This window comes from Pseudoalteromonas sp. DY56-GL79 (genome assembly GCF_041414765.1).
Lineage (GTDB): Bacteria > Pseudomonadota > Gammaproteobacteria > Enterobacterales > Alteromonadaceae > Pseudoalteromonas > Pseudoalteromonas piscicida.
Genome location: NZ_JANHZS010000007.1, coordinates 60271 through 73127, shown reverse-complemented (window position 1 = coordinate 73127; position 12857 = coordinate 60271). Strand labels below are relative to the sequence as shown.

The window sequence follows — 12857 nt, the reverse complement described above, 5'->3', positions numbered from 1 at the left end:
GCACGGCGACTTCCGTTATCGTGCCTTGAGAGAGTTTAATTGAACTTAAGAAAACTCGGCGATAACCAATACTCTCTTGTGCTTAGCACTATAAAAAACAATCCCTTCACCACCGCCCTCAAAATAAGTGGAGAAGCAGAAGGTGCCAAGGTACGCAAAATCTACGTCATGTTCTTCATCAAAAAAGCCAATTTCACGAGTGGAGTAGTGGCTGTAATTCTCTCCGCTTTGCTCATCCATAGCGTCAAAATAGCGCGTTTCATCATCACCTTCTTCATCCCACAAATAGGCATCCCAATTGCAACCGAGTATGGGTTGGCCGCCGAATTCAAATAGCGGAACGCTTTCATCATTTTCGTCAAGAGAGTAGTTAAGTCGTTGATGTTTAGCGTAGAAGCTGGCTGCTTGCTGATAGTATTCGCTATAGTCTTCGAAATCCTCCTTCTCTTCACTTAGGTTGTCAACATTGTGAGCGTCAACTTGCCACCCAATGTCTGTCAGTGAGTAGGAGATATAAGGAAGGTCACCATCAAAAATCTCCATAGAAATCGGTAATGCGATAAGTACATTATCATCGCTGTTTGCGTCTAACTTTGAATAGGCAAGTAGTCCAACTGGTAATAGCTGAGTGTCATTAAACACGACATCTTTGCTGCTTGGGAATGGCTTGTAAAAATCAGTCGCTTGTAACACTTTTGTCGCAGGGCATGCGAGTGCAGAATCTTTAATGTAGAGGGCCATAAAACAACTCCTTTTTATGATTTATTTTTTTGTAATTAATACGTTAGACTTGTATTTGGTGCACACCATATAGCGATGCGTGTGGAAAATCAATCAGTGATAATAACTATTCGGGCGTTAGCGTGCCTGTCCTTTATATTTTCTCCAAATTTGTGGCTTATCATGCCTATGATAGGGCCATTGCAGTGCTGGATTGTCCGCTATAATACAAACTACATCAGGTGAGAAAAGTAGATACGCCATGGAAAATAGAACATTTAAAATAAAAGTAATGGATCTAACTGAATTAGAAATTGCTGCAAAGTGGGCCCTGCAAGAAGGGTGGAACCCTGGGCTTAGCGACGCACAGTGCTACTATCAAGCCGATCCAAATGGCTTTTTAATTGGCTATCTAGGCGATGAACCTATCGCTTCGATTTCGGTGGTTAAGTACGATGATTCATTTGGTTTTTTAGGCTTTTATATCGTTAAGCGTGAGTATCGAGGTCAGGGTTATGGGATGCAGATTTGGCAGGCAGGACTTCAATATTTAGCTGGTTGTAACGTCGCACTGGATGGAGTGGTCGCGCAGCAAGAGAATTACAAAAAATCGGGTTTTAAGCTCGCCTATCGTAATATTCGCTACGAAGGAGTGGGTGGCGGCGAAACGCCTGATTGCACAAACTTAGTGGCACTTGAAAAATTACCGATAGAAGAGGTCATTGCTTATGACAGTGCATTTTTCCCAACAAAAAGAGTAGCCTTTGTTGATGCTTGGATTAACCAGCCAAACTGCCACGCTTTAGGTATTAAACAGGATGACACACTTGTAGCTATAGGTGTGATCCGCCCTTGTCACGTCGGCTATAAAATAGGTCCTCTTTACGCTGATAGCGTAGAACTTGCAGAAACACTCTTCTTAGCACTTAGGTCCAAGGTATCAGCAACTGAGGCCATTTACTTGGATGTGCCAGAAGTAAATGCCGCTGCTGTTACGCTTGCACAAAAGTACAATATGTCGCTTTCTTTTGAAACCGCGAGAATGTACACCGCTGAACGCCCCGATTTGCCATTAACGCGAGTGTTCGGTGTAACTTCGTTTGAAATTGGTTAGTTTGATTCAATCGAAGCGGTATTGCTGATAGGTTGAAGTCAATAGCTCAACAAACTCCCGTACCTTTGCGGGAGTATATTGCTTCGACAAGTACAGCGCGTGAATAGGATAGCTTTCATCGTGTAGTTCAGGTAGTAGCTGTACACAACTGCCTATAGCTAATTCATCTTTAAATGCCCATAGCGGCCCGTAATGCACACCAAGGCCAGCATTTACCCAATTTTTTAGCACTGCAACACTGTTGGCGATGAGTTTACCACTTACCGCGACGGCTTCACGGTGCAGGCCTTTACCGAGAATGAGCTGATCACCAAGTTTAGGTTTATTGTAAAAGATAAAGTCCAGTTTGCTTAAATCGCTAAAGCGTTGTGGTTGTCCCATGCGTTCAATATACGATTTAGAGGCCACCAAGACCCGTGGTACATGGCCTAGTTGTCGGCAAATCAAGGAGGAATCATCCAGTTTGCCAATCCTAATTGCAATATCGATTTGTTTAGCCTTGAGATCTTCAAAATGACTGCCGAGCAGTAACTCGATATTGAGGTCTGGATAGGTGGTTATCATGGTTTGTACCACAGGAGCAATGAAGCGCTCGGCGAAGTCGTGTGGAGCTGCAACCCTCAATGTCCCAGAAGGCAGTGCTGAGGTGCCTGAGATCGACTCTTCTAATTCCCTTTTTTCATCTAGTAATTGCTTTACGCCTTTATAGTACTCAAGCCCAACCTCAGTTGCAGCTGTTTGCTTAGTGGAGCGCTGTAAAAGTTTTACTCCTAATCGACTTTCTAAGTTTGCGAGCTTTCGGCTTACCGAGGAGGGATCGGTACCTATCACTTCAGCCGCAGATTTGAGGCTGCCAGATTCAACGGTAAGAACAAACAAATCTTCTTCAGTAATCGATTTCATAGCGGATGTAAAAAATGCAATTAGTAAATGACTAAAATCACTATACCTGTATCCCTTTCACCTAGCTACACTAAAAGTCGATTGAATATTTCAAGTAGGAGAAATAGGTATGTCTAAGCAATTAACAGGTAGGGTTGCGTTTATCACCGGGTCAGCCAAAAATATGGGGAAGGATTTTGCCATTGCGCTGGCAAAGCAAGGTGCTGATCTTGTCATTCACTATCATAGTGCGCATTCTAAACCACAAGCACTTGAAACCCAGAAGGAAGTTGAAGCACTGGGTGTTAGGACGACGTTAGTACACGGAGATGTCAGTAATAAAGCACAGGTAATGAATATATTTGAGCATATTATTAGTGAGTTTGGAGGCATAGATATCGTTATCAATAATGCCGGTACAATCAGCAAAAAACCGTTTGATGAATATAGCGAAGAAGATTTTGACAGGTTATTTGGGATCAACTGTAAAGGGGCATTTTTTGTGATGCAAGAAGCAGCAAAACATATGCGTGATAACGGTCGGATCATTAATATGGGCACTTCGCTGTTGGCAGCATTTACTGGAAATTATGCGCTCTACGCTGGCTCAAAAGCACCACTTGAGCATTTCACTCGTGCGCTGGCAAAGGAAATAGGGCATCGAGGGGTGACCGTCAATACTATTGCACCAGGTCCAATTGACACTGACTTTTTCCATGGCGAAGAAAACGAGCAAACCGTTAATTATTTGCAGTCTGCAAGTGTAATGAACCGACTGGGGCAAGTGGATGATATTACCCCTGCGGTGCTTTATCTTGCGTCGGAGCAATCACGCTGGACGACTGGGCAAACCTTGTTTGTTAACGGAGGCTTTGTCACTCGTTAAGTATGCTATGAGGGCACAAGTTGGTTAGGCGGTTTGTGCCAACGTTTTGTTCGCCAACAAGATGGTAAACGTTGTGCCATTTCCGGCTTTGGAATTGACTTTTAAGTCACCTTCTAAATGTTTTTTGACGAGATTATAGGTGACGGAAAGTCCAAGCCCGGCATGACCATGTTGGCGAGCTGTGGTGTAAAAGGGCTCAAAGATCCGGTTTAGGACCTCATTACTCATACCGACGCCTTCGTCTTTGACTCGAATAAATATTTTATTGTCAGTGATCTCTAAACGAACAGCGGCAAACGGCTGGGTGTCGCTATCATTACTAAAACCATGCACTCGGGCATTCTCAAGCAGCTGCAACAAAATTTGCTGTAGCGCCTTAACGTTGATTTTGACCAGTTGTTCCAGTTTTCCTGTAGCGCTAAATTCAACGCGCATCTTTAACTGAAAACGGGCCGTTTGTTCGCAATAATCGCGAATAACGGCTTCTAGGTCGACAAGTTGCTCGACGTCAGTTTCTTGCTCTGCGGAGATATTCTTGAACTCTTGTACTAGCTTTGCCGTTTTGCCGAGATTTCGCTCTGCGATAGACAACCCAGAATCCAATGCTGCCATAATTTCTAAAAACTCAGCGTGCGACAAACGCTGCGCTTTCATGCCGGTTTCCATCACATCCACTTGCTCTTGGCAGGATGACACTGCGGTAATCGAGACGCCAAGTGGGGTATTTACCTCGTGAGCCAATCCCGAAACTAAACTACCTAGGCTCGATAATTTTTCCGCCTCTACCAGTTGTTGGTGGATCACATGAATGTGGCTAAGGAGCTGATTGATGGCAAGGCTAACATCAGTCAGTTCATTGTGGTTATCAATGTCGATACGTTTTTCGAGACTCGAGCTCTCAATAATGTGATTGATTTGCGAGCGAATATGATTGATTGGATGTTGAATAGAGCGATATAAAGCTAAGCCAACGGCGATTAAGCTCACCAATACAATCACAGAAAAAATAATGAGCAACAACTTTAGTTGGCTAAATTGTTGCTCGGTTTGCTCCACAATACTGAGTGCGACGTCATTTTGTACCTCGGTGAGTGCTTGTAGTGACGAAGTTAACGGATCGAACTTTTCATAGAGTGCAGTAACAAACTGATTTTGTGGAATCGTTAAAAATGTCCCTTGATTTATCGCGCTTTGGAGCGTGGCAATATGCGTAAATACGGCCTGCAGTTGGAACTCAATGAGTTCAACTTTGACTTGCTCCGCCGTCACCAAATATGTGTTTAGATAGCTTTGCCACGCGTCGTTCATGACCCGAGTAGCATCTGCTATTTGCATCAACACCTCGTCTTTGGAGACCAGCCCTGCACGATACTTATGAAGTATGTCGACAATCTGAATCGCACCGTGATCTGATACTTTTTTTATTTGAATAAGCGGCACAACACGATCGGCGTATAGAGATTCTACTTCTGACTCAAGGTGAACGTAACGGTTAAAAGCATATCCAAGCAGTAAGGCAAGCGCAATGACGGGAAACACAATTAGCAGCCATAATTTATGGCGAATATTAATTAGCTCTAGCACTACAGATAACTCATTTTTTGCATATCAACTTGAAGTATAAGTGCTGTTGATAATGTCGCCATTTTTCGTGGTGAAAATTAAAAAAGCACGATGTGCGACTTGTGTCGCACTTTTTTGTTTGTTAATGTGTGACGTATGTCGCAGTTGTGAGAAAAACAATGAAACCTAACTCAACCGAACTAATCGTTTTAAAAATCCTTTGGCGTGAACAGCCAAGAACGGGTAAAGAAATTCACACAGAAATAGGATCAAAGCTCAGCTGGAGCTACTCATCAACTCGAAAAACTCTTGAGAGAATGTGTGAAAAGGGTTATCTCGCCGAGCAAATGCAAGGCAATAAAAAAATATACTCAGCTGTCCTTGCTAAGGTACCGACTCTCGCACTTTATGCCCAAGAGTTTGCAAAGCAAATCATGGAGTTGGATGAGCCTCTGCCAATCGCTATGTTTTCAGATAGTAAGTTAATTGCAGCGGATGAATTAGATGAATTAGAAGCCATGTTAGATGAGTTAGCTAAGACGCAAGGTGATAAAGAGTAAGGTATGGAACTAATATTACTTTCGGTCTTGCTGTGGGTGGCGCTTAGTGGCTTAACGTACGCACTAGGTGTGAAATTTTCCGCTCGGTATGTACAGAATAAAGGACTTTGGTGGGGCGTGCTGGCAGTGACTTTTGTGCCTTGGATCCCACTTGAGCACATGGAACAACACAACGCCATTCCAGCCGTATTGTTTAATGCCAATTTACAACAATTTGCAGAGCCGCTACTGGCAATGACGAAGCGCACTCAAGTTGGGTCGGATTGGCTAAACCTGACGCTTATGGCTGTATTTATAGTTTATTGCGTTGGGCTAATCGCTCATCTTTTGGTACTTGGGCGACAGTATTGGCGAGTAAAACGCCTCTGTAGCACCGCCTCAAAAATAAAGCTCGGTGCACGGAGTTGCTATCAATTGCCAATTACTTGCTCTCCTTTTGTGTTCGGACTGTGGCAACCTAAAGTGTATTTGCCAGTGGAATTTGACACGCTACCAGAGGCAGAGCAGCAAGCACTTATTCTGCATGAGTTAACCCACATAAATAAAGGCGATCACATTGCCGTCGTAATTTGGCGAATACTCGCGACGCTTGCTTGGTTTAACCCGTTTATTGTAAAAATGGAACTGGGCTTTATTCGAGCGATGGAATATCGCTGTGATGAGGTGACGATAGCGAAGCACAGTCTTCAGCCTTTGGTTTATAGCAAAGCATTAATGAACTCTTTAAAACGGGCTGCTGCGCAGCCGAAAACGATGAATATGACTGCAAGTTTCGCGTCTAATTCACTGACTTTAGATGACTATAAAAAGCGTTTTAGCGTTATTCTTAAATCTAAAAAGAAGCCAAATAACCTTGTGTTGATAGGGTTTTTTGTGTTGCTTAGTTCAGGTTTAGCCTATGGCAATATTCAATGGACAATGGGAACGGCAATGGTCAGTAAAACATGGACATACCCAGTCGCCACACCTGAAATAACATCAAGGTTTGGGCATGTATCGAATTTTCGTCACAACAAAGCACATCAAGGACTGGACTTAGCTGGCGGCGTTGGTGAACCTGCGATGGCGGTTGCCAGCGGTACGGTCACGATTGCTGATGATAAAACCTTGCCTGAGAATTACGGTAAAGTGGTGTTGATCCATCATGACAATGGCTATCAAAGTCTCTACGCACACCTTGATAGCATTGATGTTGAAGTGGGTGATCAAGTATCACAAGGAGAAGTGATCGGTACCATAGGTGAAACCGGTCGAGTCACTGGTCCACATCTACATCTAGAAGCTCTGCATAACAACATGCGTATTGATCCGCTGACCTTATTGGAAAATTAACATGATAAAAAAGCTTTCTATCGCCATTGCAATGATGGCAACTTTTGGCTGCTCGAAACAACCCGAGCAGACTCATTCGGTCAATAAAGCGCAAGAGAACACCTTTGTGTCGGCGCAAGCAGATCAAGAGCAAGCTGTTGTACATAATGGATCCGCTGAAGACTCAGTCGCGGCCCAAATCACCCAGGAGCTAAAGCCAGTTCAAGATATTCGTTTACTTGAACTTAAATCGGGTGAGAGTTTAGCGAATCTTTTAAGTGAGTTTGCATTCAGTGATCGCGATAGTTGGCTGGTGGAACAAGCCGTGAGTACGTGGACATCACTGACTAAGCTCAAGGCTGGACAGTTAATAGAAGCAGAGCTTGTAGACGGACAAGTACAGCAGATCCGCTTTGAATATGCATTTGCACAGGTTATTGAGATTAAAAGAGTGGATGAGCAGTGGCATGCATCGCTAAGTGAGCTTGAAACCGTCACGCAAACAAAGCGTTTATCGACAAGCATAGATTCTAGCTTTTTTGTGGACGCCAGCAAAATCGGGGTGCCTAACGACATTATCAATCAAAGTATTGTGGCCTTATCTCACCTTGTCGATTTTCAAAGAGAAGTATATGCCGGCGATCAAATTGATTTTGTATTTCAAGAACAGCAGCTTGTGGCAGCCGAAAAGTTACTCAAGCAAATCTCCAAACCTATAGAATTACAACATGTTGCGCTACTTTCAGGAAAAGAAAAATACCGCTTATACCGGTTTACTGATAATGGTGGAACGACCGCTTTTTACCACTCAGATGGTACCCTCGCGCAAAGTTTTTTAATGAAAACGCCGCTTAACGGTGCTCGATTATCGTCAAACTTCGGTAAACGTCATCACCCAGTGTTGGGCTATAACCGAATGCACAAAGGGATCGATTTTGGTGCACCTGTTGGTACGCCCATTATGGCTGCGGGTTCTGGAAAAGTACTCAAAGCTGGGTGGGGCGGCAGCTTTGGTAATCGTATAGTGTTAGACCACGGTAAAGGCTATCAAACACTGTATGCTCACTTAAATGGCTTTGCGAACGGTCTCAAGGCTGGGACGCGAGTAAAGCAAGGCGATGTGATTGGTTATCTTGGTAATACCGGCCTGTCGCAGGCGCGTCACTTACATTATGAGGTGCATAAAGACGGAAAAGCCATCAATCCACTCACCCTAAAACAACCAAAAAACACCAAGCTAAGTGACACGCAATTTGATGAATTTAGCGCGCAGGTTGCACAAATTACCACACTGCTCAATAGCGAAAACACAAAGCTTGCTCACCATGATGGACAGTCGGGCCGCATAGGTAATGCCGATGACTAGTCCTGAAAGAAATCGCATTAACAGCCTCGACTTTATTCGCGGGGTAGCAATCCTATGTATTTTACTTATCAACATCGAAAGCTTTGCCTATCCCAATCCATGGGGCAGTTACCAATATGGCTTTATGACGGATATAGACAGTGAGGTAAGGTACTGGGTTTATGTATTTGCTCAGGGCAAATTTTACGGACTGCTGGCGATGTTATTTGGCGCAGGTCTCACCATTATTCTTCAAAAAAAGCCATTTGAATTTGCTATTAAATTAAGTGCGGCTAGGCTAGTGGCTTTATTTATACTCGGCCTTGTTCATGCTTATTGTATTTGGAGTGGCGACATTCTTTATCACTATGCCGTGATAGGAATGATTGCCACCACCGTCATATTACTTGGCACCCGGGCCATCAAAGTCAGCATAGTAATTTGTTTGGCGTTTATGTTAGTTGCAGGTTTTGGCAGAGCAGAGCGCACCATCGCCCAATACGATGCTTACCAAGCAGCACTCAATGTGGACGAAGCGTCTCGCACACGAGACCAGCAAAAAGCGATTAATCGGTGGCAGAATAAAACCGAACCACGGACACCCATCCATCGTACTTTGGAAGAAACGCCAAGCTTAACTGAGTATTGGCAGGAAAACTTTGACAGCCCGCAAGTCCACAAAGGTAAGCTGTTTTATTCAAGTATTTTTTGGTCCACGCTAATGATGATGCTGATAGGCTCGCAGCTGTTTCAATGGGGATTGTTCTCAAAGACTAAACTTAGCCCATTTGCGGTAGTGGCACTGCTTTGCTTGATTGCGGTGTCATGTTATGCCACTCAAGCTCGCTATTTTCATTGGCTACAAAGTTCACATATCCCAGTGTTATCTTACGCTAAACAAATGATCATTGTACTTAACCGGGAGCTGCAAGCGATTGTTTACTTGGTTTTGTTATCTTTACTATATAACCGTTGGTTGCATCGGTTCAAACCCCTTGAGGCGATAAATCAAGTGGGTCGATTTGCGCTGAGCAATTACATTGGACAGTCACTGTTATTGGTGGTGATATTTTATGGCTTTGGATTACATAATACGCTAAGTCGCAGTGAGCTCTTGCTCTTATGGCTTGTTATTATGGCAGTGCAGCTGCTATTAAATGTGATTTACGGGCGATTCTTTAAGGTGGGTCCCGTTGAACGTGTATGGCGCAAACTAACAATTAAGTTACATGCATAATCGACTCGAATTTTTTACAAATTCGAACTTCATACCTAAGCTAATTTTGACCTAATATTGAAGTCGACACGTTCGCTTGAGGTAAAGTATGGAAATAGAAATAACACAAGGATGGGACATTGAGCATGCGCAAGCGGCTGCTGAGCTTTATGTTGACGCGTTTGGTAGTAAATTCAAAGCCGCAGTGCCGGATCGTAATAAGCTGATCACTATTATTGCGAAGAGCTTCATCTCAGAATACTCCTTTGCTGCCTTTGCAAACGGTAAGTTAGTGGGGGTTGCGGGCTTTCAATATGGCAAAAGCGGTTTTACATCGAATATGGGCTTTACTGGACTCATTGACGAATTAGGCTTGCTAGGCGGGGTTAAAGCCGCAGCGGTGTTTACCCTATTTGAGCGAAAGCCTGCGCCCAATGAAGTGGTGATGGACGGCATTGCTGTTGCAGAATCGGTTAGAGGACAAGGTGTTGGTACTGCGCTTTTAGTGGCACTGCAGCGCTATACCAAACAAAGCGGGTTTCACGCTTTACGACTTGATGTCATTGACTCTAACCCTCAAGCAAAAAAGCTTTATATGAGAATGGGCTTTGTTGCCTCCCATCACGAAGATTTTTCTTATCTCAATTGGTTAATCGGTTTTAGCGGGGCAACAACGATGTTGTGGCGTCCATAAGACCGGTTTCTTTACTGCAAAACAAACGTGAAAGATAAGCAGGCCTTAACCATTTGCTTTTGCTATGAAGTAACAAGTAAAATGCCGAACTTTACGCATAACCAGACACCGACATGACAGCAATAAACCCTGTATCGACCCTCCTTAATCATCTGCAAACCCAAGCAGTACCAAGCGAGCTTAGGCGTCTATTTCATGGACGTGGTCGTTGCTATGAAGGGCTTGAACAAATCACAGTAGATTGGTTACAAGGTCAGCTCTTAGTCTCTTTATTCAAGGTGCATGACGTTGACTTGATAGCGTCGTTAAAGCAGGCATTATTATCACTTGTGGAGACCGAAGCGTTTAATGGAAAACTCTCTGCTATTTTGCTGCAACATCGTTATTTGCCTGACTCAGATCTCGAGGTCTTATATGGTGAATTAACCGCTATGCCTATTGTAGAAGAAAATGGACTTAAATATGGCTTAAAGCTCGGTGTAAAGCAGAACATGGGACTGTTTTTAGATATGCGTTTGGGTCGTGAGTTTGTTAAAGCTCAGTCTGCGGGGGCTCGGGTACTTAATCTGTTTTCTTATACTTGTGGGTTTTCTGTCGCGGCGATTGCGGGCGGTGCTGCCCATGTTGTGAATCTGGATATGGCAAAAGCGGCGCTCAAGCAAGGCCGAGTCAACCACCAACTCAATGAACACGACCTCAGCAAGGTGTCTTTTTTAGGCCATGATTTGTTTAAATCTTGGGGAAAAGTACGTAAATATGGGCCGTACGACCTAATCGTAATTGATCCGCCAAGCTTTCAAAAAGGCAGCTTTGCACTGACCAAAGACTATCAACGTATTTTAAGAAAGCTTCCTGAGTTACTTACGCCAAATGCCCAAGTGTTGGCGTGTGTGAATTCTCCCGATGTTTCAAGTCAATTCCTCATTGATGAAATGACCAGAGAGGCACCAGCGCTTACGTTTGTTGAACGTTTGCAAAACCCACCTGAATTTAAAGACATTGATGAGCAAAGCAGCCTCAAGTGTTTACGGTTTAAAGCAAGTTAATCTATTTTTTAGCACTTTTACTGGATGTAAAAGTGTGGACTAATACAGATAACCATTTAGTATTGAAAAGCGACCATTCAGCAATATTCAGAGTGCTTTTCGACGTTAAATGCGTACCATGAACGTATTCAGTCATTATTTGTGTTAATTATTTGCTCAAACCGTATAGCACTGAACGCTTAGCGTTGGCGCTATCAAGAGTCAATCATGTTATCGCGACAGGATTAGCCGCTACTTTAACGAGTCAGGTGGTGGGGAAAACCTCACTAATTGATGTTTGCAGCTTTTAGTTGCTTTGTGTATTTTGCCGGTGTGATCTGAAAGATAGTTTTAAACTCGCGAATAAGATGAGATTGATCAGCGTAGCCGCAATCTAGTGCGAGTTGAGCGATGTTAATGTCAGGCGTTTCTCTCAGTTTTTGTTTAGCCAATCGAACTCTATAAATGCGAGCTAAATGTTTAGGGGTAATCCCACAATGTGTTTTAACTTGTCTCTCTAATTGCCGTTTTCCGATGGGAGTTTGAGCATATGCTTGCTCTAAAGGGGTCATTGAAACAATATGCTCAAGGAGTATTTGGGTATGTAGGATAGAATTCTGTCGAGGAATTGGCATATTCAATATCGGCTGTAGTAGTCGAAGTAATGCAGTCAGGCTGGCACTAGTTTGCAGCGTGTTCAACAAGGGCAATATATTATTGGGATTTGCTATAGGGTGTTGCAGCGTTTTCAGAAATGCCAGTCCCGCGGGTTTAAAGCGGATCCCGAAAAAACATGCCTGTTCAGAATAGCTGACTTTGCTAGACTGAATGGCAATTGGTTGTAGATAAAAGGGGGCTGTGAGCTGATTGTCGTTGAAGCCAACGAGCCCACGAAGAGGGAAAATAAACCCAGTTGCCCCGTCGCTTGGAAGCCAAGTCTCTCCGCGCTTATGTGATTGTGCAAACCAGATAGCTTGCACATAGTTAGCGATTTCACCTGTTGGGTTTACCAATTCAAGCGTTAGTTCTGTGCTCATTGAACTCTACATTCGGCTTAAACATTTTCACGATCCGATTCCAGCTGTTGATGGCATTAATAGCGACAGTTAAGGTAGCCAAAGCTTTATCATCAAATTCTACATTGAGTGATTGATAAAAAGCGTCGTCAATCATTTGTGCGTTTGTCAGCTTTTCACAAAGCGCTAATGCCAGTTTTTCTTTATTGGAGTATAGCGGCATGTCTTGCCATGCACTTAATCCAATAATACGATTAGTGGTTTCACCATACTCTAGTGCCTGTTTAGTGTGCATTGCAATACAAAAAGCGCATTGATTGATTTGTGATGCTCTTAGTTTAACGAGCTCCCAGATTGTGACTCCAAAAGTTGCATGGGCCTGCTGTTTTAATAATTCCTCTTGTCCTAATAAGTGCTGAATAAGCTCAGGTGCCTGATTGAAGTAGTCTGCTCTTTTCATTTCTGAATCCTCATGTTTAGTGATACGTATAGTGTAATGAGGTGTAAGCGGTAAAAATTGAAAAA

General features: G+C 43.4%; 13 protein-coding genes. 8 read left to right on the top strand and 5 right to left on the bottom strand.

The features are described 5' to 3' along the window. Positions 1 to 45 precede the first annotated feature (45 nt). The gene (locus tag NO992_RS06740; protein ID WP_371375430.1) at positions 46 to 741 is read right to left on the bottom strand and encodes a hypothetical protein; all 696 of its coding nucleotides are present in this window, start codon (positions 739 to 741) and stop codon (positions 46 to 48) included. Between the two features lie 241 nt (positions 742 to 982). On the opposite strand from NO992_RS06740, the gene NO992_RS06735 reads away from it, so the two are divergent. Next, positions 983 to 1834, top strand: coding sequence for a GNAT family N-acetyltransferase (locus NO992_RS06735; protein ID WP_371375427.1), 852 nt, complete (start codon positions 983 to 985; stop codon positions 1832 to 1834). 6 nt (positions 1835 to 1840) lie between these two features. Here NO992_RS06735 and NO992_RS06730 read toward each other — a convergent pair whose 3' ends face one another. Continuing rightward, positions 1841 to 2737, bottom strand: coding sequence for a LysR family transcriptional regulator (locus tag NO992_RS06730; RefSeq protein WP_371375424.1), 897 nt, complete (start codon positions 2735 to 2737; stop codon positions 1841 to 1843). A gap of 109 nt (positions 2738 to 2846) precedes the next feature. On the opposite strand from NO992_RS06730, the gene NO992_RS06725 reads away from it, so the two are divergent. Further along, positions 2847 to 3602 (top strand): SDR family oxidoreductase, encoded by a 756-nt coding sequence (locus NO992_RS06725; protein WP_371375421.1) that lies wholly within the window; start codon positions 2847 to 2849, stop codon positions 3600 to 3602. A 24-nt stretch (positions 3603 to 3626) separates the two neighbouring features. Here NO992_RS06725 and NO992_RS06720 read toward each other — a convergent pair whose 3' ends face one another. Beyond that, a complete protein-coding gene (locus NO992_RS06720; protein ID WP_371375418.1) occupies positions 3627 to 5186 on the bottom strand; it encodes an ATP-binding protein in 1560 nt (519 codons plus the stop codon). 158 nt (positions 5187 to 5344) lie between these two features. Here NO992_RS06720 and NO992_RS06715 point away from each other — a divergent pair, with 158 nt between their 5' ends. The 6 genes from NO992_RS06715 (at position 5345) to NO992_RS06690 (ending at position 11337) form a co-directional block, all read left to right on the top strand. Beyond that, positions 5345 to 5725, top strand: coding sequence for a BlaI/MecI/CopY family transcriptional regulator (locus NO992_RS06715; protein ID WP_010371797.1), 381 nt, complete (start codon positions 5345 to 5347; stop codon positions 5723 to 5725). A 3-nt stretch (positions 5726 to 5728) separates the two neighbouring features. Further along, positions 5729 to 7057, top strand: coding sequence for a peptidoglycan DD-metalloendopeptidase family protein (locus tag NO992_RS06710; protein ID WP_371375415.1), 1329 nt, complete (start codon positions 5729 to 5731; stop codon positions 7055 to 7057). Between the two features lies 1 nt (position 7058). Further along, positions 7059 to 8402 carry a peptidoglycan DD-metalloendopeptidase family protein gene (locus NO992_RS06705; RefSeq protein ID WP_371375412.1) on the top strand — a complete coding sequence of 448 codons (1344 nt, stop codon included), beginning with the start codon at positions 7059 to 7061 and terminating at the stop codon, positions 8400 to 8402. After that, entirely contained in the window at positions 8395 to 9618 is a 1224-nt protein-coding gene (locus NO992_RS06700) for a DUF418 domain-containing protein (RefSeq protein ID WP_371375410.1), read from the top strand. The genes NO992_RS06705 and NO992_RS06700 overlap by 8 nt, the downstream gene beginning before the upstream one ends. An 88-nt stretch (positions 9619 to 9706) precedes the next feature. Further along, positions 9707 to 10291: a GNAT family N-acetyltransferase gene (locus tag NO992_RS06695; RefSeq protein ID WP_253104629.1), complete on the top strand. Its 585-nt coding sequence runs from the start codon at positions 9707 to 9709 to the stop codon at positions 10289 to 10291. Positions 10292 to 10404: 113 nt separating this feature from the next. Beyond that, positions 10405 to 11337 (top strand): class I SAM-dependent methyltransferase, encoded by a 933-nt coding sequence (locus NO992_RS06690; protein WP_371375406.1) that lies wholly within the window; start codon positions 10405 to 10407, stop codon positions 11335 to 11337. 266 nt (positions 11338 to 11603) lie between these two features. Here the strand turns inward: NO992_RS06690 and NO992_RS06685 are convergent, their stop codons facing one another. Both NO992_RS06685 and NO992_RS06680 read right to left on the bottom strand, forming a co-directional pair. After that, positions 11604 to 12353: a helix-turn-helix domain-containing protein gene (locus tag NO992_RS06685; RefSeq protein ID WP_371375403.1), complete on the bottom strand. Its 750-nt coding sequence runs from the start codon at positions 12351 to 12353 to the stop codon at positions 11604 to 11606. Then, entirely contained in the window at positions 12331 to 12792 is a 462-nt protein-coding gene (locus NO992_RS06680) for a carboxymuconolactone decarboxylase family protein (RefSeq protein ID WP_371375400.1), read from the bottom strand. The genes NO992_RS06685 and NO992_RS06680 overlap by 23 nt, the downstream gene beginning before the upstream one ends. Positions 12793 to 12857: the final 65 nt, after the last annotated feature.